Annotated in this window: 18 protein-coding genes, 6 tRNA genes, 2 other RNA genes and 1 pseudogene; 13 read left to right on the top strand and 14 right to left on the bottom strand. The window is 51.5% G+C overall.

Going from position 1 to position 19339, the window contains the following annotated elements; genetic code table 11:
- Nucleotide 1 precedes the first annotated feature (1 nt).
- Nucleotides 2–220 (top strand): DUF3820 family protein, encoded by a 219-nt coding sequence (locus tag C1N64_RS17435; RefSeq protein WP_039339860.1) that lies wholly within the window; start codon nt 2–4, stop codon nt 218–220.
- A 43-nt stretch (nt 221–263) separates the two neighbouring features.
- On the opposite strand, the gene C1N64_RS17430 is transcribed toward C1N64_RS17435, so the two are convergent.
- Nucleotides 264–1271: a bile acid:sodium symporter family protein gene (locus C1N64_RS17430; RefSeq protein ID WP_006117793.1), complete on the bottom strand. Its 1008-nt coding sequence runs from the start codon at nt 1269–1271 to the stop codon at nt 264–266.
- A gap of 95 nt (nt 1272–1366) precedes the next feature.
- Between C1N64_RS17430 and C1N64_RS17425 the strand changes: the two genes are divergently transcribed.
- Nucleotides 1367–2287: a LysR family transcriptional regulator gene (locus tag C1N64_RS17425; protein ID WP_033740794.1), complete on the top strand. Its 921-nt coding sequence runs from the start codon at nt 1367–1369 to the stop codon at nt 2285–2287.
- Here the strand turns inward: C1N64_RS17425 and C1N64_RS17420 are convergent.
- The 7 genes from C1N64_RS17420 to C1N64_RS17390 all read right to left on the bottom strand — a co-directional run bounded on the left by C1N64_RS17420 (nt 2284) and on the right by C1N64_RS17390 (nt 3635).
- Nucleotides 2284–2637 carry a FlxA-like family protein gene (locus C1N64_RS17420; RefSeq protein WP_006117791.1) on the bottom strand — a complete coding sequence of 118 codons (354 nt, stop codon included), beginning with the start codon at nt 2635–2637 and terminating at the stop codon, nt 2284–2286. The genes C1N64_RS17425 and C1N64_RS17420 overlap by 4 nt on opposite strands.
- Before the next feature lie 285 nt (nt 2638–2922).
- Nucleotides 2923–3044: non-coding RNA, RtT sRNA (locus tag C1N64_RS17415), on the bottom strand.
- 31 nt (nt 3045–3075) lie between these two features.
- Nucleotides 3076–3208, bottom strand: a non-coding RNA gene (locus tag C1N64_RS17410) — RtT sRNA.
- 31 nt (nt 3209–3239) lie between these two features.
- Nucleotides 3240–3315: transfer RNA gene (locus tag C1N64_RS17405), tRNA-Lys, on the bottom strand.
- A gap of 4 nt (nt 3316–3319) precedes the next feature.
- Nucleotides 3320–3395, bottom strand: a tRNA-Val gene (locus C1N64_RS17400).
- Nucleotides 3396–3436: 41 nt separating this feature from the next.
- Nucleotides 3437–3512, bottom strand: a tRNA-Val gene (locus C1N64_RS17395).
- A gap of 47 nt (nt 3513–3559) precedes the next feature.
- Nucleotides 3560–3635: transfer RNA gene (locus C1N64_RS17390), tRNA-Val, on the bottom strand.
- 269 nt (nt 3636–3904) lie between these two features.
- Between C1N64_RS17390 and gltX the strand changes: the two genes are divergently transcribed.
- Nucleotides 3905–5323 carry a glutamate--tRNA ligase gene (gene gltX / locus C1N64_RS17385; RefSeq protein WP_058707734.1) on the top strand — a complete coding sequence of 473 codons (1419 nt, stop codon included), beginning with the start codon at nt 3905–3907 and terminating at the stop codon, nt 5321–5323.
- Between the two features lie 128 nt (nt 5324–5451).
- Here the strand turns inward: gltX and C1N64_RS17380 are convergent, their stop codons facing one another.
- Together C1N64_RS17380 and C1N64_RS17375 are read right to left on the bottom strand one after the other, a co-directional pair.
- Complete coding sequence (locus C1N64_RS17380; RefSeq protein WP_033740792.1) at nt 5452–5805, bottom strand: YfeC-like transcriptional regulator; 354 nt, start codon at nt 5803–5805, stop codon at nt 5452–5454.
- A 111-nt stretch (nt 5806–5916) separates the two neighbouring features.
- On the bottom strand, nt 5917–6705 hold the full coding sequence (locus C1N64_RS17375; RefSeq protein ID WP_006120379.1) for a formate/nitrite transporter family protein: 789 nt from the start codon (nt 6703–6705) through the stop codon (nt 5917–5919).
- A gap of 361 nt (nt 6706–7066) precedes the next feature.
- Here C1N64_RS17375 and C1N64_RS17370 point away from each other — a divergent pair.
- The 6 genes from C1N64_RS17370 (at nt 7067) to C1N64_RS17345 (ending at nt 10070) form a co-directional block, all read left to right on the top strand.
- Nucleotides 7067–7142 (top strand) — tRNA-Ala (locus tag C1N64_RS17370).
- A gap of 45 nt (nt 7143–7187) precedes the next feature.
- A tRNA-Ala gene (locus C1N64_RS17365) sits at nt 7188–7263 on the top strand.
- A 494-nt stretch (nt 7264–7757) separates the two neighbouring features.
- Nucleotides 7758–8210, top strand: a complete 453-nt coding sequence (locus tag C1N64_RS17360; RefSeq protein WP_164482383.1) for an STM2901 family protein — start codon at nt 7758–7760, stop codon at nt 8208–8210.
- Nucleotides 8204–8530 carry a DUF1493 family protein gene (locus C1N64_RS17355; RefSeq protein WP_058707736.1) on the top strand — a complete coding sequence of 109 codons (327 nt, stop codon included), beginning with the start codon at nt 8204–8206 and terminating at the stop codon, nt 8528–8530. Before C1N64_RS17360 ends, C1N64_RS17355 begins: the two co-directional genes overlap by 7 nt.
- Nucleotides 8531–8560: 30 nt before the next feature.
- Complete coding sequence (locus C1N64_RS17350; RefSeq protein WP_394515035.1) at nt 8561–9328, top strand: hypothetical protein; 768 nt, start codon at nt 8561–8563, stop codon at nt 9326–9328.
- 622 nt (nt 9329–9950) lie between these two features.
- On the top strand, nt 9951–10070 hold the full coding sequence (locus C1N64_RS17345) for a DUF1493 family protein (RefSeq protein ID WP_080577421.1): 120 nt from the start codon (nt 9951–9953) through the stop codon (nt 10068–10070).
- A gap of 222 nt (nt 10071–10292) precedes the next feature.
- Here C1N64_RS17345 and C1N64_RS17340 read toward each other — a convergent pair whose 3' ends face one another.
- Together C1N64_RS17340 and C1N64_RS17335 are read right to left on the bottom strand one after the other, a co-directional pair.
- On the bottom strand, nt 10293–11054 hold the full coding sequence (locus C1N64_RS17340) for a nucleotidyltransferase domain-containing protein (RefSeq protein ID WP_172912880.1): 762 nt from the start codon (nt 11052–11054) through the stop codon (nt 10293–10295).
- A gap of 175 nt (nt 11055–11229) precedes the next feature.
- On the bottom strand, nt 11230–12420 hold the full coding sequence (locus C1N64_RS17335) for a NupC/NupG family nucleoside CNT transporter (protein ID WP_006120376.1): 1191 nt from the start codon (nt 12418–12420) through the stop codon (nt 11230–11232).
- A gap of 357 nt (nt 12421–12777) precedes the next feature.
- Here C1N64_RS17335 and C1N64_RS17330 point away from each other — a divergent pair.
- Together C1N64_RS17330 and C1N64_RS17325 are read left to right on the top strand one after the other, a co-directional pair.
- A pseudogene (locus C1N64_RS17330) lies at nt 12778–14022 on the top strand (Nramp family divalent metal transporter); the annotation flags it as partial.
- Nucleotides 14023–14109: 87 nt separating this feature from the next.
- Entirely contained in the window at nt 14110–14799 is a 690-nt protein-coding gene (locus C1N64_RS17325) for an O-methyltransferase (RefSeq protein WP_282498053.1), read from the top strand.
- A gap of 40 nt (nt 14800–14839) precedes the next feature.
- On the opposite strand, the gene C1N64_RS17320 is transcribed toward C1N64_RS17325, so the two are convergent.
- Both C1N64_RS17320 and mgrA read right to left on the bottom strand, forming a co-directional pair.
- Nucleotides 14840–15190, bottom strand: coding sequence for a DUF2502 domain-containing protein (locus C1N64_RS17320; protein ID WP_394515034.1), 351 nt, complete (start codon nt 15188–15190; stop codon nt 14840–14842).
- Between the two features lie 151 nt (nt 15191–15341).
- Nucleotides 15342–16331 carry an L-glyceraldehyde 3-phosphate reductase gene (gene mgrA, locus C1N64_RS17315; protein WP_205950617.1) on the bottom strand — a complete coding sequence of 330 codons (990 nt, stop codon included), beginning with the start codon at nt 16329–16331 and terminating at the stop codon, nt 15342–15344.
- A 217-nt stretch (nt 16332–16548) separates the two neighbouring features.
- On the opposite strand from mgrA, the gene C1N64_RS17310 reads away from it, so the two are divergent.
- Nucleotides 16549–18201 (top strand): thiamine pyrophosphate-binding protein, encoded by a 1653-nt coding sequence (locus C1N64_RS17310; protein WP_205953400.1) that lies wholly within the window; start codon nt 16549–16551, stop codon nt 18199–18201.
- Nucleotides 18202–18363: 162 nt separating this feature from the next.
- The gene (gene glk / locus C1N64_RS17305) at nt 18364–19329 is read left to right on the top strand and encodes a glucokinase (protein ID WP_394515033.1); all 966 of its coding nucleotides are present in this window, start codon (nt 18364–18366) and stop codon (nt 19327–19329) included.
- The last annotated feature ends 10 nt before the right edge of the window (nt 19330–19339 follow it).

The raw sequence follows: 19339 nt of genomic DNA, 5'->3' as shown, positions 1-19339 counted from the left end.
GATGGATAAGCAGGCGCTGATCGAGATTGCGAATACGGCCATGCCGTTTGGCAAATATAAAGGCCGGATGCTGATTGATTTGCCAGAGCCCTATCTGCTGTGGTTCGCCCGCAGCGGCGAGTTTCCGGCTGGCCGTTTGGGGGAGCTGATGCAGCTTACCCTGGCGATAAAAATTGAAGGGCTGGAAGGGTTAGTTAAACCTTTAAAGCGCGGTGACTGAGTTCGCGGCCTCGCATGAGGCCGCTTGTCTGAACGTGTTTCCGTTATTTCTGCGATTCCACGACAGCCGCTTTGCTTTTCTCCGCCTGCAACGCATTGGTTCGCTTGTAGCGTCCGGCAATAAACGAGCACACCATCAACTGAACCTGGTGAAAAATCATCAGTGGCAGGACGATGATACCCACCGCGCTGGCGGGGAACAGGATATTGGCCATTGGCACGCCGTTCGCCAGGCTCTTTTTCGAGCCACAGAACAACACCACGATTTCATCGGGACGACTGAAGCCAAACAGGCGCGCAGCAAGATAGTTAATAATCAGCACCAGCGTCAGGAGCAGAATGCAGCCCGCCAGAATCCACAGCAGCGTATCAATCCCGACGCGTTTCCAGATGCCGTTCACCACCGCTTCGCTGAACGCGGAATAAACCACCAACAGAATGGACGTCTGATCGGTGATGCCAATCAGGCTACGGTTCCTTTCCACCCAACCGCTAATCCAGCGGCGTGACAGATGACCTAAAACAAACGGCACTAACAGTTGCAGCATGATTTTACCCACCTGCTCAAGGCCATCGCCTGGTCCGTTACTGTTGACGTCCATCACCAGATTAACCAGCAGCGGGGAGACGAAAACACCTAACAGGCTGGATGCCGATGCGCTGCACACCGCCGCAGCCACATTGCCGCCAGCCATTGAGGTGAAGGCGATGGCCGACTGGACGGTGGCAGGCAAAATGCAGAGGTAAAGGAAGCCGGTATAAATTTCTGCGCCGACGTTAACCGGATGCCACCAGACAATCAGCAGCCCCAGCGCCGGGAACATAACAAACGTACTGCACATGATCCAAAGGTGAAGCCGCCAGTGGCTGCTGCCTGCGATGATTTTTTCGCGTGACAGTTTGGCACCGTGCATGAAGAACAGCAGGGCGATGGCGGCGGTGGTCAGGTACGTGAAAAAGTCCACGAAGCCGCCTCTCGCCGGAATGAAAGAGGCCAGAAGTACAGTGATGATCAGCTTGATCATCATCGGGTCAATACGGAGAAATCCCATCGTTAAAATCCGGTTAAATTAAGTCTGGAGTGATTGTGCGTGATGAGGGTTTAGAAATAAAATTGATTTATTAAATGAATCTATGCGAGAAATTAATGAATTACTCCCTACGTCAGTTACGCACCTTTGTGGCCGTTGCGCATTATGGTGGCTTTAGCCAGGCAGGGCAGGCGATTGGGCTGAGTCAGTCTGCGGTCAGCCACAGCATTAAAGAGCTGGAAGCGGAAACGGGCGTCCGCTTGCTGGATCGCACGACGCGCGAGGTGGTGCTGACCGAAGCCGGGCAGCAGCTGGCTTCACGTATGGAAAGGTTGCTGGAAGAGATAAACACCACGCTGCTGGATATTCGTAGCTATGGCGAACAACGCAGTGGTACGGTACGCATCGCGGCGAGTCAGACGATCTCAGCCCACCTGATGCCGCAATGCCTTGCCGCCAGTCAGCAGAGCTACCCGGAAATAAAGATCATCCTGCACGATCGGGTGCAGCAGGCCGTGCTTCAGAGCGTACGTCACGCCGAGGTCGATTTTGGCATTGTGATTGGCCCGCTGAATGACAGTGAATTCGACTGCTGCGCCATACTGGATGAACCCTTTTTACTGCTGTGCCGGGAGGATGATCCGCTTGCTGAGGTCGGGCAGGCAAGGTGGCCGATGTTGGAGGGACGTACGATGGTGCTTCAGGATTATGCGTCGGGCAGCCGGATATTAATTGACGCGGCGTTACGTCAGCAGAACATCAGTATCAATGTGGTTCAGGAAATCGGTCATCCGGCCACGCTGTTTCCTATGGTGGATGCAGGTATCGGGATCAGCATTTTACCCGCGCTGGCGTTACCGCTTCCTGCGGGGCGCGCGTTAACGGTAAGACGTCTCTATCCTGAGATCAATCGCAGCCTGACATTAATTAAGCGCAAGAATCGCTCGTTAACGCCTGCGGGCGAGGCCATATGGCAGGAGGTGCGTCAGCAGGGAGCTCTGCTGACGCAACAACGTGCTTCCAGTCCTGCGTTTTAAATATAGACGTCGAGCTGATTATTTTGGGTAGGGCGATTGACGCCGTCGGCTGACACGGTTTTACCTTCTTTTTCCGCCTGTTTCGCTTCGGCTTTTTGTTGCTCTTTGCGTTGCAGCTGCTGGATTTGCGCTTCTAAAACCTGAATCTGCGCTTTGATTGTATCCTGCTGCTTCTTCTTTTCTTCGGTGGTCAGTGTTTTATCATCGCCCAGACTTTTTAACTGGTCGTTCAGGCGCGAAATCTGCTTATTCAGGCTGGCAATTTGTGCTGCCGTGTCTGATGACGCGCTTGTCGTATCTGACGTTGAGCCACTGCCGATGCTCGGTGTGCTGGTTGAAATAGTTGTCATGATGATCTCCTTGCAATTAGACGTTTTAGGTTATCGGATGCGCGCGGCAAAAGCTTAATGCCTCAAAATGTTAAATTTACGAAAAGATTTTTACAGATTAACGTTAGTCCTTACCATTCAGTTGAGTAGACGGGTAACGGTGGCGGATACGGCTGTTGGTTTCATTATTTCGGCAGTGGGAAAAAGCAGGGCGGGTAACTGAACCTGCGGCAGATTCTCATTCCGCACGTCAGGCATCGGAGCGCAGAAACGAAAAAAGCGCCTTCAGGCGCTTTTTCCTGAATTTGGTGGGTCGTGCAGGATAGTCTTCAGCCCGGCGGGCCTCGCCCTTCGGGTGACAGCCTGAATCGCTGTGCGATTCAGTCGAACCTGCTGCAGGTTCTCATCCTGCACTTTTTGCGCATAGCAAAAAGGCGCCTTTAGGGCGCCTTTCTACATTGGTGGGTCGTGCAGGATAGCCTTCGGCCCGGCGGGCCTCGCCCTTCGGGTGATGCTGGCGCATCAGCCTGAATCGCTGCGCGATTCAGTCGAACCTGCAGCAGGTTCTCATCCTGCACTTTTTGCGCATAGCAAAAAGGCGCCTTTAGGGCGCCTTTCTACATTGGTGGGTCGTGCAGGATTCGAACCTGCGACCAATTGATTAAAAGTCAACTGCTCTACCAACTGAGCTAACGACCCGAAGTGGTGGGTGATGACGGGTTCGAACCGCCGACCCCCTCCTTGTAAGGGAGATGCTCTACCAACTGAGCTAATCACCCACTTCGGTACTGCTTCACAAGAGTGTCATCTGACTAAGATATGGTGGGTGATGACGGGTTCGAACCGCCGACCCCCTCCTTGTAAGGGAGATGCTCTACCAACTGAGCTAATCACCCATATCTTATCTCTTGTCACTGCGGGCCATCTTAAACCTTCTTAAGAGTGGTGGGTGATGACGGGTTCGAACCGCCGACCCCCTCCTTGTAAGGGAGATGCTCTACCAACTGAGCTAATCACCCCCGCTGTGTGGAGTCGCATTATAGGGATAGTTGATTTTGAGTCAACGCTTTTTAAAACTTAATTGTGCGTTCGGTTTAATTTTAAACATCTCGCAGGGATTTTATCCAATATGCTGGTTTTCTTAGCAGAAATGCGGGCTTTGCTGCCGCTCTGCTACGTTGCATGCATTGAGGATTCATCATCAGATGCTAGAATGTGCGCACTGTTTTCGCGTCTAACCTGTTTTTTGTCATCCAGACAAGAACCCGCGCATTTAAGGCAATACTGAATGAAAATCAAAACTCGCTTCGCGCCAAGCCCTACTGGCTTTTTACATGTAGGCGGTGCTCGTACCGCACTCTATTCATGGCTCTTTGCTCGTCATCATCAGGGCGAGTTTGTGCTGCGCATCGAAGATACCGATCTGGAGCGTTCAACACCGGAAGCCATTGAAGCCATTATGGATGGTATGAACTGGCTGAGTCTGGACTGGGATGAAGGCCCGTATTATCAGACCAAACGCTTTGATCGCTACAACGCCGTCATTGATGAAATGCTGGAAGCAGGCACGGCTTATAAATGCTACTGCTCTAAAGAGCGTCTCGAAACGCTGCGTGAAACCCAAATGGCGAACGGTGAAAAACCGCGTTACGACGGCCGTTGCCGCGACAGCCACGAGCACCATGCCGCAGACGAGCCTCATGTGGTGCGCTTCCGTAACCCGCAGGAAGGCTCGGTCATTTTTGATGACCAGATTCGTGGCCCGATTGAATTCAGTAATCAGGAACTGGACGACCTGATTATTCGCCGTACCGACGGCTCGCCAACCTACAACTTCTGTGTCGTGGTTGATGACTGGGATATGGGCATTACGCATGTTGTGCGCGGTGAAGACCATATCAATAACACACCACGTCAGATCAACATTCTGAAAGCCATCGGGGCTCAGGTACCGGTTTATGCGCATGTTTCCATGATCCTGGGCGATGACGGTAAAAAACTGTCTAAGCGCCATGGTGCAGTCGGTGTTATGCAGTACCGTGATGATGGGTACCTGCCGGAAGCGCTGCTCAACTATCTGGTGCGTCTGGGCTGGTCCCATGGCGATCAGGAAGTGTTCTCCGTTAAAGAAATGACAGAGCTGTTTAGCCTGGACGCGGTGAGCAAATCTGCCAGCGCCTTTAATACGGAAAAACTGCAGTGGTTAAATCATCATTATATTAATGCGCTGCCACCGGAGTACGTTGCCACGCATCTGCAATGGCACATCGAACAGCAAAATATTGATACACGTACCGGCCCGGAGCTGGCGAAACTCGTTACGCTGTTGGGTGAACGTTGCAAAACGCTGAAAGAGATGGCGGCATCCTGCCACTATTTCTACCAGGACTTCACAGAGTTCGATGCGGATGCCGCGAAAAAGCATTTACGTCCGGTCGCCCGCCAGCCACTGGAACTGGTTCGCGATAAACTGGCTGCATTGACTGACTGGAATGCCGAAACGGTGCATGCCGCTATCCAGCAGGCTGCCGATGAGTTAGGCGTCGGTATGGGTAAAGTCGGTATGCCATTGCGTGTAGCCGTTACCGGAGCAGGGCAGTCACCGGGACTGGATGTGACGGTCGAAGCGATTGGCCGCAGCCGTAGCGTTGAGCGTATTGAGAAAGCGCTGGCCTTTATTGCTGAGCGCGAAGCGCAGAGCGAATAATCTTTCTCTTTGACGGCTGGCGGTGATGTTATCAGGACACTTACTGACAACACCCGACTAAAGTCTGAGCCGCGGGACGTGATTGTCAGCGGCGCAAAAAAACCGGAAGCCTCGCGCTTCCGGTTTTCTTATTCTTCACGAATGCCCAGACGCTCAAGCACACCTTTTATCCCTTCCCGCAAAATCAGGGCCATAAGTTGATCCTGTTCATTCTGACTCATTTGCTGGACAGAACTTATTAATAACGCAGGTAATGAATTAGGTGGAGGAGTATAATTGCCTGTAGGTTCATTGAGATTACGTGTCGACTGAATGAAGCTTTTTACGCGCTCATCAATGTGGATCAGTCTCGCTTTTCCGCCCTGAACGCCGGGTTTTGGCGTCGTCGTCCAGTTCTCGCGTTTGATCCATTTGTTCACCGTCTGCCGACTGTAGCCCGTTTCGATTGCCAGTTCTTCCGGAGTAAGCCATTCCTTTTTCACGATGCTGTCCCTGTTCAATACATTAGCTATACATATTACAGGAAATCGTAACGGGTGAAAGTAACGGAAAACGAAATTGCCTTTTGTCTCTCAACAAAAGGCAATGAGGAATTATTGCGCAGTGTGTGCCTGTTCGGCAGCGGGGCGGAACGCCAGGAAGTAAGCCAGACCCACGAAGACGGCACCGCCTACAGCATTACCTAAAAATACCGCCACAAAATTCGGGAAGTATTCAGCCCAGGTCATCTGACCGGCGAAAATCGCCGCAGGAATAATGAACATGTTGGCGACAACGTGCTGGAAACCAATCGCCACGAACGCCATCACCGGGAACCACATGCCAAAAATTTTACCGACGACATCTTTACTGGCGAATGCCAGCCAGACGGCCAGGCACACCAGCCAGTTACAGCCAATGCCGGAGATAAAGGCATGCAGGAAATCGGCATGCACCTTCGCATTCGCAATCGCCAGCGTTTTTTTCAGGTAATCACCTTCGGTCATGGCCAGCATGTGACCAAAGAACCAGGCAATCGCGATGCTGCCGAGGAAGTTCGCAATCGTTACCCAGAACCAGTTACGTAATACGCTGTAACCGCTAACACGGCGGGCAAACCAGGCAATGGGCAGCGTCATCATGTTACCCGTTAGCAACTCGCCCCCGGCCAGAATGGTCAGGATCAATCCCACCGGGAACACGGCAGCCCCTAAAAAGCCACCAAATGACCCCCAGTCTGCGGGTAAAGAGTTAATGACGTGAACATCCAGCAGGAACCCTGTAGCAATAAAGGCACCGGCCATGAAACCAAGAATGATAAGGGAGCTAATGGAGGCATGGCTTTTGGCCACCCCTGCCTGAATCGCCAGTTGGGCGATCTCTTTAGGTGTATGCAGCGACATATATTCTCTATTGATTTTAGTGGTGGAGCGAAAACGCCTGGTTGAAGAACGGTGCGCTGGAGAAAACCATGCAGCCGTATTAAATAGCGGGCTAAGTTTTACACGACATTACAGGGAAGACAAGATAATTCCTATAACATATTTAACGATGCATTAACTTAACGCCGATCAAAAAGGTTTAACCCCGACCAGACACCTTACATCATATTAACAAGCTCTTTTTCTGCGCAAACGGACGTCATCGCGTTAAGTTTGCCGTCTTTTTCAGCGATCAAACACAGAATGTGATTTTGCCGTTGACACTCCCTGGGGGGTTTCATATTATGCCGTCCGTCGCGTAACACGACGGTTTTTTCGGTTCGGGGCTATAGCTCAGCTGGGAGAGCGCTTGCATGGCATGCAAGAGGTCAGCGGTTCGATCCCGCTTAGCTCCACCAAACTTCTCCCAAAAGTTTGGCACTGAAAAAACGATTTCCAGATGTGGGGGTATAGCTCAGCTGGGAGAGCGCTTGCATGGCATGCAAGAGGTCAGCGGTTCGATCCCGCTTATCTCCACCAATCATCTTTTTCTATTCAAAATCAATAAGTTAAAAGATTTCGAGTGAGTGACTTTACTCATATACTGCCACAGTGTTGTTAGTGGCGATTTGTGAGAATAACATCCCTGTGGCCTGTAGTTACTAGCTCGAACAGGTAGCAGTTCAAAACTCGAAAGCTAATGACGCGCCTCCGTCTCAAAACACTTCTTACAAAACAGTCTGATCACACGCATTTAAGCCGGATGTGCGGCCATACACGGCCACTAAACAGGTTTATGGTGGTAATGCTCCGGTAGCTACAGATCCGGCTCTGCCAGCGTCTCAGCCACGCTCCCGCAAGGGTACACGGTTATCCTGATAAGGTGTGGTCATTCTGGACAATTGATGAAGTCGCTACGCTCCGCTTGTTGGTAGTATTACCAACGGGGCTTATTGGCTCCTATGGTTTTTTTATATAGACACCTTCAAAACTGACTCATATGATAAAACAATCTTATCTGTGAGACTGCTAGCATGGATACAACAGAAGAGTTAAACGGGACGTACTTCTATAAAGGTGTATCTAACCTTTCAGCAGGCGAGTTGTTTTTCTGGGTATTTCTTGATGCTGTAGATGAGCAACTTGGGGTATCAGATATTGCTGCTGCTACTTTCATCATCGTTGGACAACCAAATCGTCCAACACGTGGCAAAATTGGCGGTACAATGACGACTAAAGGCACTTCCCTAATCTCAGAGACAGCAAGACGCTATCTCAATGTTGAACTTCCTTTCAGACTTCCCACACTCACTAATTCCAGCATAAAAAGATTGAGGTTTTCATTCGTTACCAATCTTGGCGCTTTTGTCGGACGGACTGTGCCGATATTGGGCTGGGTTATTGTCGCTTCAGACATATCAAAAATTGCTTTCAATGCCACGACTAACTACAACCGTATAGCACGAGGTAATGATAAGTTATGGTAACTGACGAGCAAGTCTTGGATTTTTTTCGCCAAAATTTACCGCAGGTCAGAACGTTCAGCTTCAAAATCGTTCCACTTGAAATCAATGATACGTTACAGGAATACGCAGAATTTGATGATCTGGTTGAAGCTATTAATAAGTATTCTGACCAATTCAATATCGATGTTTCAAAGTTGAATATTGACAATTATTACCCATGGAAAACCCCTTGGTTCTTCCATGAATGGTTTAAAAAAGAGCCAGTAAAACAAAATAAGAAGCCTCTGACAGTAAGCATGTTCGCTGAATCTGCAAAGGCAGGTCGTTGGATCTATGAATAGTTGCTTTATAATATTTGACAGGAACAAATAATGAGAGGGATGTGCAAATTATGTTTAGCGGAAAGTGATTTACAACAATCGCACGTTATCCCCAGAAGCTATTTTAAGCGGCTTAAAAAAGAAAATGGTAAAATTGTTCTTTTTGAAGATGGGATAAAATCCTTAGTAGGCAATTTTGACCCTAAAGAGCCTATGCTATGCAGGAATTGTGAGCAATTTTTGTCTATTAATTACGAGCAGTACGGAATTAGAGTATTAAGAGATCACAAAAATTTCAGGAAAAATGCAGACCACATCATCATAGGATCTTTTCAGTATGAAAAATTTTACCTCTATCTATTCAGTATCCTTTGGAGGGCTTCAATTGCAAAGGACGCTTATTATGATACTGTGCAGGGCACAGAGAGCTTAGATGATTTATTTAGACATTGCATTGCGGAGAAGAAACTAAGGATTAACAAGCTTAGCGGCTTAAGGTTAGACCATTTTATCAAGGTTTCAGTTTTTAGAATTGTTGATAGTACATTTCATATCTCAGATGAAATTATCAAAGATATATTATCTAACTTTGTACAGAAAGTTAGTGAAAATCATAAAATAATAACTTGGTATTTCATAGTTGAGGGGGTTGTTATTTATTATAATTTTTTTGTAGGTAAAGACTTCCATGAGGCAAGAGCAACTAAGTTTTTATCACAACTCAAAAAGGGAAGCCACCAAAAAATCCTCAAAGTAGAGATTACCCAAAGCAAAACGTTGATTGATTTATTCAATAGTATGATAAGAGGATCATATTAATTAGCAGCGCTTTGAAAAAATATTGATATTTTTTATGAGTTAATTATATGTGTTTTAATCCTATTAAAGGCTATTTAAATTTGATTGAAAATCAATCTCCCTCACAGGGTAATGTGTAAGAGATTATACCTTATTATGGTTGGTTTATTCTAAAATATTAGTGGTTTACAATTATTTAATCTTCATCCTACTGTGGGCGGGTGTACCTCATATCCCCTCAATGACATACCACATAAAAAATAATCACAATTACCTCATCCCCGTTTCGGGCAACTACATTTTCTCCCCGCTGCTCTATGTCCGCTCGGGGGAGTATTAATCATGCCGGAATTGTGTTTATGAATGGAACAGGATTTTGGGTCAGGGTCAAAGCAGCCCTAAAATACCAAGTGAGTGACTTTATTCATACCTTTCCACAGAATGTTAGTGGCGGTTTGTGAAAATAATCCGCTTTGGTCTGTAGTCACATCTCCCGAACAGGCATCATCGTTCCACTTCAAATCAATGACAGGTTACAGGAATACGCAGAATTTGATGATTTAGTTGAAGCGCTAGATCAGTATTCTGACCAGTTTCAAATCGGTGTTCAACACTGAATATTGATAATGACTATCCCTGGAAAATGTCATGGTTTTTCAGAAAATGGTTTACGACTGAACCAGTTAAGCAAGACAAAAATTCTCTGACGGTAAAAATGTTTGCTGAATCAGTAAAGGCAGGGCGTTGGCTAATGGGGAGATGATTTATCCTTTTAACGAAATAAGAATTCAAAGGGTGCCAGTCAGGGAGGGCGTTGCTAATAATCGATAAAACGATCCTGTTAGTAGGGGTTAACCTGTCAGTTTCACCTGTAAATTAACTATTCATTTTAAAACACCGCCTGGCTCATACGGACGGGTGAGTTGAGCCTGCGTCGCCTTCTCGTTTTATCGGGCGCTTTTCATATTTCCCTCGTACGTTCTCGTTACGATTGTTCCAACTGCTGAACCAGCCATCCCCTGAACGCGTCAAGCTGCGAGATAAATTCCCTGGCTGATGCGCCGGGCTGATAACTTTCGGCGAGAAAGAAGGCGATGGCAGCTTCCTGGTCGGGATAACGCAGAACAAAGCGCGATACATGCTCGGCAAGCGTTGCAGGCCAGTCCGCGTCGCTATCCTGGCGCAGCATATTCGTTGAGCGAATAACTTTTCTGGCGGCGGCGCGTTGCCACTGCTGGCGGCCGGGCAAGGCGCAGGACAGTTTCGCGACATACTCGTCTAAAACCTTTGTGAAATCGCCATTTAGTGCCCTCGCCAGCGCTTTTGAGGGTCTGAACCGGTTAAAACGCACCGATAAATCTTCACCGTAAAGGCAGCGGCAGTGATGCTTTAGCCAGTATCCCCATGTATTAAGGTTGTTCGGATCCATCACCTCACTTAGCGTGCCTTTATCAACGTCGATTTTACTGACGACAGGATGCCTTGCCGTAAGCCTCTCTTTTACGGCCGCCAGGCTGTCGCGCGTAGCGGGCGCGAGCGGATGACGAAAGACAAGGCAGACATCCAGATCAGACTGCCCTTCGACGGCTGTGCCAAACGCAACGCTGCCATAGAGCCACAGGCTGTGAAGATCATCGCCGACGGTCAGACGGAGTTGATGAATAGTATCGTCAACGATTGCCTGAAACGCCGGTTGAAAGGCGGTCACAGGTGGAACGGCGATGTAACCCTCGGCATCCAACGCCATAAACGCTCCTTTAACAAGAGAGAGGACTGTGTGGCAAGGGGCAGACTGCAAACTGCTGTCAATGCAAAGTAGCAGGGTGACTCAGGAAGGGTAAAGCGTAAGCGTCAAACCGTCTCTGGTTAAAAGCAACAAGGCGAGCCAGTTGGCTCGCCTTGTCTGTTGCGTAAGCCCGGAATCAGAATGCCAGCACCAGGCCTGCAATGGCTGCGGACAGCACGCTGACCAGCGTTGAGCCATACAGCAGTTTCAGACCGAAGCGCGAAACAACGTTGCCTTGCTCTTCATTCAGGCCTTTAATCGCGCCCGCGACGATGCCGATAGACGAGAAGTTAGCAAAAGACACCAGGAAAACCGACAGAATACCTTCGGCATTTGGCGACAGCTGGCTGGCGATTTTCTGCAAATCCATCATCGCCACAAACTCATTGGAAACCAGTTTCGTGGCCATGATGCTGCCAACCTGCAGCGCTTCGCCTGATGGCACGCCCATCACCCAGGCAAAAGGATAGAAGACGTAACCCAGCACGCCCTGGAACGTGATACCGAAAATGAAGTCAAACAGCGCATTCAGGCCAGAAATCAGGGCGATAAAACCAATCAGCATTGCTGCGACGATGATGGCTACACGGAAACCGGCCAGGATATATTCGCCCAGCATTTCAAAGAAGCTCTGACCCTGGTGCAGATCCTGCAACTGCAGGTCTTCTTCGTTATCGACGCGGTAAGGGTTGATCAGCGACAGTACAATAAAGGTACTGAACATGTTCAGCACCAGCGCAGCAACCACATACTTAGGCTGCAGCATGGTCATGTAGGCACCTACAATCGACATGGACACGGTGGACATCGCGGTCGCCGCCATCGTGTACATACGACGCTGTGACATTTTGCCCAGAATGTCTTTATACGCAATAAAGTTCTCAGACTGTCCCAAAATCAGAGAGCTTACGGCGTTAAACGATTCCAGTTTACCCATGCCGTTGATCTTAGACAGCACCGTACCGATGCCGCGAATCACCCATGGCAGGATGCGGAAGTGCTGAAGAATCCCGATCAGCGCCGAAATGAACACAATCGGACACAGGACGTTCAGGAAGAAGAAGGCCAGACCTTTATCGTTCATGTTGCCAAAGACAAAGTTGGTGCCCTGAGCCGCATATTTCAGAAGATGGTCGAAGAAACCGGCGAAGCCTTTGACGAATCCCAGACCGGCTTCTGAGTTCAGGAAGAACCAGGCCAGAATGATTTCGATAACCAGAAGCTGAATAATGTAGCGAACCCGAATACTTTTTCTGTCGTGGCTGACCAGCAAGGCCAGCACACTGACTACCACTAGTGCTAAAAGAAACTGCAAAATATGGGACATGTTTGCTCCAAATTTGAGGAGGATTGTATTTTGCTGCGTATTCTATGTAACGGCTTACCGAAAAACGAGATCTCATCCACAATATAAGTATTCACTATCGCCAAATTTCTCAGAAAACTCTCAGCGATCACGTCCTGTAACCAAAATATTCACATGGATTTCACTTAAATCTATTGTCTGTAATTTGCACAACACGTAGAGTGACTAAAATACGTTGTATAAGTAGGGCTTTCTTAGCCCTGATTTATAGCAATGGCTATACTTTATAGCATTATCTATCATAGCGATTAGCGAAACCGAATTTCACTCGTACCTGTGTCGCCTTAAGCTACACAGGTTAACTCAGACAGGGTACCCGATATGCTAGAAAGCCGTGCCGCAGAACGCGCAGCGCGTGGCGCCAGAAAAATCAAACTCGCTTTACTGGGGCCTGCCTTTATCGCCGCGATCGGCTATATCGATCCGGGCAACTTCGCGACCAATATTCAGGCCGGTGCCGCGTATGGCTACCAGTTGCTGTGGGTGGTGGTGTGGGCCAACATTATGGCCATGCTTATCCAGCTGATGTCAGCAAAGCTCGGTATTGCCACGGGCAAGAATCTGGCGGAACACATTCGCGATCGGTTCCCGCGTCCGGCCGTGTGGTTTTACTGGGTGCAGGCAGAGATCATCGCGATGGCGACCGATCTGGCGGAGTTTATTGGCGCGGCTCTGGGATTCAAACTGCTGCTGGGCGTCTCACTGATGCAGGGCGCGGTCCTTACCGGTGTGGCCACCGTTCTGATTTTGATGCTGCAAAACCGCGGGCAAAAGCCGCTGGAGCTGGTGATCGGCGGATTACTCCTGTTTGTTGCGGCCGCTTATATTGTTGAACTGTTTTTCTCCCAGCCAAAAGTCAGCGAACTGGTGACGGGCATGGCGCTGCCTTCACTGCCGAATGCCGATGCGGTTTTCCTGGCGGCCGGTGTGCTGGGTGCAACCATTATGCCGCACGTCATCTACCTGCATTCTGCCTTAACGCAGGGAAAAAGCCGCGACAGCCAGGCGCAACGTTACTCTTCCACTAAGCTGGATGTGGCGATCGCGATGACCATCGCCGGTTTTGTTAATCTGGCGATGATGGCCACGGCCGCTGCGGCTTTTCACTTTAGCGGCCACAGCGGTATTGCGGAACTCGATCAGGCTTACACCACCTTGCAGCCCTTGCTCGGTCATGCTGCCGCGACGGTATTCGGCCTGAGCCTGGTCGCGGCGGGGTTATCCTCCACCGTGGTGGGTACGCTGGCGGGCCAGGTGGTAATGCAGGGCTTTATCAATTTCCATATCCCTCTCTGGGTCCGTCGTGCCGTCACCATGGTGCCGTCATTTATCGTGATCTGGGCGGGCTGGGATCCCACGCGTGTGCTGGTGATGAGCCAGGTCCTGCTGAGCTTTGGTATTGCACTGGCGCTGATCCCTTTGCTGGTCTTTACGGGGAACCGTGAGCTGATGGGCGAAGCCCTGGTAAACAGTCGTCTGATGCAGAACACCGGTCGAATCATTGTGGTGCTGGTGGTCAGCCTGAATATTTACCTGCTCGTCGGACAGGCCATGGGCATGTAGCCTTACCCGGCAGCGATCGGGCACGGCTTTAAGCGCTGAATGCCACAGTTTATAATGTCACTCTCTTCCCGAGTCAGGAGTGACATCATGCGCACGCCAGATTACCCTTCAGACGACCATGTGAAATGGGCCGCCGTTGACGATTATTTTTCACAGTTGTTAGCGCCGCCCGATAACCACCTCAGCGCGGCCCTCCAGGCAAACAGTCAGGCCGGGCTGCCAGCTCATGATGTTTCGGCGATGCAAGGTAAAATGCTGGCGCTGTTAATCAGCATTCAGAATGCCTCACGTGTGCTCGAAATCGGCACACTCGGCGGCTACAGCACGATCTGGATGGCGCAGGCGCTGGGCGAGGGGGGAACCATCACCACGATAGAAGCCGATCCCCGCCATGCGCAGGTTGCCCGCGAAAATATTCATCAGGCTGGCCTGTCCGAACGGGTTAGGCTGCATGTGGGGGCGGCGCTGGACGTCCTGCCGCATCTGCAGGCTCCCTTTGATCTCATTTTTATTGATGCGGACAAAAAAAATAATCCCGGCTATCTTCGCTGGGCCATTCGGCTCTCCCGGCCCGGCAGTCTCATTATCGTCGATAACATTGTTCGCGGAGGTGCCGTGATTGATGCCGGTTCTACCGACGGCAACGTGCAGGGCGTACGTGAGTGTCTGCGGCTGCTGGCCAGCGATCCCCGACTGGAGGCGACCGCGATTCAGACCGTGGGCGAAAAAGGCTGGGATGGCTTTGCGCTCGCCCGGGTTAAAAGCCGCGAGGAGTAACCGCAGGTTGTCTGCCGGCACGCAGGCCGGCAGAGGACGGTTAGCGGTAGCGATGCGGCTCAGGGTGCGCATGACGCCAGTGGCGTCGTTCATGTTCCCACTGGCGTTGCCGTTCACGCGCGTGCCAGCGACGTTCCCGTTCCGCTTCCTGATGACGTCGCCAGGCATCATGCCGCCACCAGCGTCTTTCCTTATAAGCGTAGCTATCGTTAAACCAGCGCGGTTCACGCCAGCGGTCGCCATCCCAGTAATAACCCCGGCGGTCCCGGTCGCCCAGATGCAGCGTGACGCCTGGAGCCAGGCGTATCTCATTTCCCGAGGCTTGTGCTGTGTGCATCGCCAGCGGCGTTAACACTGCTATGAAAGCAGCAAAGCATACTCCACGTATCATTATCTTCTCCTGCAGCAGCTTATGATTACTGCTGTCACGTCATTCTGACGGTATTGCACAAAGAAGCCTGCACATGTTGTCTGAAAATACGCGAAAAACAGGGCTTTGAGAGTTTTCTGGCACAGCCGCCCGCGTACGCGGGCAACCCGTATCAGGCCAGTATCGCCTCAATGGCGGCGAGTTCGTCTGTCGAGAGCGGTGACTGGGTCAGCATCTGCACCGCGTCGTCAATTTGTGCCGTTTTACTGGCCCCGATCAGCACGGAGGTAATGCGCGGATCGCGCAGCACCCACGTTAACGCCATTTGCGCCAGTTTCTGCCCACGCTGTTCTGCCAGATCGTTCAGCTTACGCACCCTGGCCATTTTCTCTTCCGTCAGCTGATTTTCATTCAGGAACTTACTGCCGCTGGCGACGCGGGAATCGGAGGGAATACCCTTCAGATAGCGATCGGTCAGCACACCACCCGCGAGGGGCGAAAATGCGATACAGCCTGTGCCATGCTCATCCAGCGTCTGCAATAAGCCCTGTTCCGGTGTGCGTTCAAACAGGGAGTAGCGGGGCTGATGAATCAGGCAGGGTGTCCCCAGATCGCGCAGAATCGTCATCGCTTCAGCAGCCCGCTCTGCCGGATAGTTGGAAATGGCGGCATACAGCGCCTTGCCCTGACGGACAACGTGATCCAGCGCCCGCATGGTTTCTTCCAGCGGCGTTTCCGGATCGGGACGGTGATGGTAAAAGATGTCAACGTAATCCAGGCCCATTCGACGCAGGCTCTGGTCCAGACTCGCGACCAGATACTTGCGCGAACCCCAGTCGCCGTAAGGGCCTTCCCACATGGTATAACCGGCCTTGGTCGAAATAATCAGCTCGTCGCGATGCGCCTGAAAATCGTCGCGCATAATGCGACCAAAATTGCTTTCTGCGGAACCGGGCGGCGGACCGTAGTTATTCGCCAGGTCAAAATGGGTGATGCCGCAGTCAAACGCATGGCGCAGCAACTGCCGGCTGGTCGCTAATTGGGTGCTGTCACCAAAGTTATGCCACAGGCCCAGTGAAATCGCAGGAAGCTTCAGTCCACTGCGTCCACTTCGACGCCATTGCATATGCTGATACCTGTCGGGGCGAGGAAAAGCTGTCATAGAAAAGTCCTGAGTGAAAACGATTAAATGTGCCAAAACAGTGGGAGTGTATACGGTTACACTCAGGATTAATCCGTGTCAGATCGCATATCTGCCGAATAATCCACGGTCGTAACGCTTGCTTGCCATGTAATCCGTTGGCGAAATGACAGGCACTGTTCGCTAAATTAACGCCATGTCAGATACTTATCAAAACACTCCCCTAAAGGAATTCGCTATGTCCTCTTATACGGTTGGTGATTATCTGTTGGCGCGTTTGCAGGCGTGCGGTATTCGACATCTGTTCGGCGTACCGGGTGACTTTAATCTGCAGTTTCTGGATCGGGTGATTGCGCATCCGACAATAAGTTGGGTGGGATGTGCCAATGAGCTGAATGCCGCTTACGCTGCGGATGGCTATGGACGCTGTTCGGGTATGGCGGCGTTGCTGACCACCTTTGGCGTAGGGGAGCTCAGCGCAATCAACGGTCTGGCAGGCAGCTTCGCAGAGTACGTGCCCGTGATTCATATCGTGGGCGCGCCGTCGAGCCAGGCGATGCAGCAGGGAGACTGCGTGCACCACACCTTAGGGGATGGCGATTTTGGCCATTTCATCCGCATGGCAAAAGAGGTTAACGTCGCCACCGCGCAACTGACCGCTGAGAATGCCACCGCCGAAATTGACCGGGTTTTGTGCAGCGTGATCCAGCAACATCGTCCGGGCTATCTGCTGTTGCCTGTCGATGTTGCCCAGGCCGAAACCGCTGCGCCCGTTCATCCCCTGGTATCGTCGGCTTCGTCACCCGAATCCCTGCGCAGCGCGTTTCGCCAGGCCGCCGAGCGGTTACTGGCACCGGCGCAACGCGTCTCACTCCTGGCCGATTTCCTGGCGCAGCGCTGGCAACAGCAACCGGCGCTGGCTGCGTTACGTGCCGGGCGTGCTTTTCCGTGCGCCACACTGCTGATGGGCAAAGGCGTGCTGGATGAGCAGCAGCCGGGGTTTGTGGGCACTTACGCAGGTGAGGGCAGTGAAGGCCGGGTACGCCAGCAAATTGAAGAGGCAGACGTCACGCTCTGCGTCGGCGTGCGCTTTACGGATACGATTACCGCTGGATTCACTCAGCAATTTCGCCCCGATCGGCTGATCGACGTGCAGCCACACAGCGCCAGCGTCGCGGGACAGACGTTTGCCCCGTTGTCGATGGCCGATGCGTTGCAGACATTACTGCCGTTGTTCGAACGCTATGGCGCAGGCTGGCAGTCCGCCGGGCCAGTGAAACCGGCGGCGCCTGTCCCTGACGCGGCCATCATCAGCCAGTCTGCCTTTTGGCAGGCCATGCAGTCTTTTATTCAGCCCGGCGATATTATTCTGGCGGATCAAGGCACCGCGGCGTTTGGCGCGGCGGCGCTGCGCCTGCCTGCCGGGGCGCAGCTGCTGGTACAGCCGTTATGGGGATCCATCGGTTATACTCTGCCAGCCGCGTTTGGTGCCCAGACGGCACGCCCGTCACAGCGCGTCATCCTGATCATTGGCGATGGTTCGGCACAGTTGACCATTCAGGAACTCGGCTCAATGCTGCGGGATGATCAGCATCCAATCATTTTTCTGCTCAATAATGAAGGCTATACTGTGGAGCGGGCCATTCATGGCGCAGACCAGCGTTATAATGATATTGCCCAGTGGAACTGGACAGCGCTGCCGCAGGCATTCAGTTTACACTGTCAGGCACAAAGCTGGCGCATCAGTGAAACCGTGCAACTGACCGCACTGATGGCGCAACTGACACAACAACACAGACTGTCGTTTATTGAAGTCGTGATGCAAAAAGATGACCTGCCGCCCCTGTTACGTAAAGTCTCAGCCTGTCTGAGCCAGCGCAACGGCGGATGAGATTCGGAAAGTTGCCTCTGTGCAGGCCAGACTAACGCGGTTAGGCTGTTGCACACACGAGTCAGACGCTCACCTCAAGCTTCGGTGGGCGTTGTTGTTTTATCGGCAGGATTTTATAGTGTCCTCCAACTCTTTAAGACCCCCAAGCGGAGCACCAGAAGAATGACAACTTATGCCTTGGTCGGCGATGTCGGCGGCACCAATGCCCGCCTCGCTTTGTGTGAGGTGGAAAGCGGCAGCATCTCCCAGACCAAAACATTCGCAACATCAGACTACGACAGCCTCGAAGCCGTCATCCGCCATTATCTTGATGAACAAAAGCAGGATATTAAAGACGGCTGTATCGCCATTGCCTGCCCGATTACCGATGACTGGGTTGAAATGACCAACCACGACTGGGCCTTCTCGACTAAAAAGTTGAAGGCGAACATCGGTTTTGAACACCTGGAAATTATTAACGATTTCACCGCTGTCTCCATGGCGATTCCTATGCTCGGCGAAGAGCATGTCATCCAGTTTGGCGGTAAATCGGCGGTGAAGGATAAACCGATCGCGATTTACGGTGCGGGAACCGGCCTCGGCGTCAGCCATCTGGTACACGTCGATCAGCGCTGGGTCAGTTTACCCGGTGAAGGGGGACATGTTGATTTTGCCGCTAACAGCGAAGAAGAAGATCAAATTCTGGAAGTCTTAAGGGAAGAATTAGGTCATGTTTCAGCAGAACGTGTGTTGTCAGGCGCTGGTCTGGTCAATCTCTACCGTGCGATTGTAAAAGTCGATAAGCGTGAGCCGGAGAATCTGAAGCCACGCGAAGTCAGTGAGCGCGCCCTGGCGGACAGCTGCACCGACTGCCGTCGTGCCTTATCGCTGTTCTGCGTCATCATGGGACGTTTTGGCGGTAATCTGGCGCTGAACCTCGGGACCTTCGGTGGCGTTTACATCGCGGGCGGGATCGTGCCGCGTTTCCTGGAGTTCTTCAAAGCCTCGGGTTTTCGTGCCGCTTTTGAAGACAAAGGGCGCTTCCGTGACTATGTTGCCGATATCCCGGTTTATATGATCACGCATGACCAACCCGGGCTGTTGGGTGCCGGTGCGCACCTGCGCCAGACGCTGGGCCGTATTCTCTAGTTTGCAGGCT

The organism is Pantoea sp. SGAir0215 (assembly GCF_043543215.1).
The sequence above is the reverse complement of the archived record's forward strand: the minus strand, read 5'-3'. Positions and strand labels throughout refer to the sequence as shown.

What these genes read in the sequence shown, in the direction of transcription:
- mgrA (WP_205950617.1), bottom strand. Translation starts at nt 16,331, where the DNA reads ATGACAGCTTTTCCTCGCCCCGACAGGTATCAGCATATGCAATGGCGT.
- C1N64_RS17360 (WP_164482383.1), top strand. Translation starts at nt 7,758, where the DNA reads ATGGATACAACAGAAGAGTTAAACGGGACGTACTTCTATAAAGGTGTA.
- C1N64_RS17420 (WP_006117791.1), bottom strand. Translation starts at nt 2,637, where the DNA reads ATGACAACTATTTCAACCAGCACACCGAGCATCGGCAGTGGCTCAACG.
- C1N64_RS17310 (WP_205953400.1), top strand. Translation starts at nt 16,549, where the DNA reads ATGTCCTCTTATACGGTTGGTGATTATCTGTTGGCGCGTTTGCAGGCG.
- glk (WP_394515033.1), top strand. Translation starts at nt 18,364, where the DNA reads ATGACAACTTATGCCTTGGTCGGCGATGTCGGCGGCACCAATGCCCGC.
- C1N64_RS17345 (WP_080577421.1), top strand. Translation starts at nt 9,951, where the DNA reads ATGTCATGGTTTTTCAGAAAATGGTTTACGACTGAACCAGTTAAGCAA.
- C1N64_RS17425 (WP_033740794.1), top strand. Translation starts at nt 1,367, where the DNA reads ATGAATTACTCCCTACGTCAGTTACGCACCTTTGTGGCCGTTGCGCAT.
- C1N64_RS17355 (WP_058707736.1), top strand. Translation starts at nt 8,204, where the DNA reads ATGGTAACTGACGAGCAAGTCTTGGATTTTTTTCGCCAAAATTTACCG.
- C1N64_RS17340 (WP_172912880.1), bottom strand. Translation starts at nt 11,054, where the DNA reads ATGGCGTTGGATGCCGAGGGTTACATCGCCGTTCCACCTGTGACCGCC.
- C1N64_RS17325 (WP_282498053.1), top strand. Translation starts at nt 14,110, where the DNA reads ATGCGCACGCCAGATTACCCTTCAGACGACCATGTGAAATGGGCCGCC.
- C1N64_RS17335 (WP_006120376.1), bottom strand. Translation starts at nt 12,420, where the DNA reads ATGTCCCATATTTTGCAGTTTCTTTTAGCACTAGTGGTAGTCAGTGTG.
- C1N64_RS17375 (WP_006120379.1), bottom strand. Translation starts at nt 6,705, where the DNA reads ATGTCGCTGCATACACCTAAAGAGATCGCCCAACTGGCGATTCAGGCA.
- C1N64_RS17350 (WP_394515035.1), top strand. Translation starts at nt 8,561, where the DNA reads ATGAGAGGGATGTGCAAATTATGTTTAGCGGAAAGTGATTTACAACAA.
- gltX (WP_058707734.1), top strand. Translation starts at nt 3,905, where the DNA reads ATGAAAATCAAAACTCGCTTCGCGCCAAGCCCTACTGGCTTTTTACAT.
- C1N64_RS17320 (WP_394515034.1), bottom strand. Translation starts at nt 15,190, where the DNA reads ATGATACGTGGAGTATGCTTTGCTGCTTTCATAGCAGTGTTAACGCCG.
- C1N64_RS17435 (WP_039339860.1), top strand. Translation starts at nt 2, where the DNA reads ATGGATAAGCAGGCGCTGATCGAGATTGCGAATACGGCCATGCCGTTT.
- C1N64_RS17430 (WP_006117793.1), bottom strand. Translation starts at nt 1,271, where the DNA reads ATGGGATTTCTCCGTATTGACCCGATGATGATCAAGCTGATCATCACT.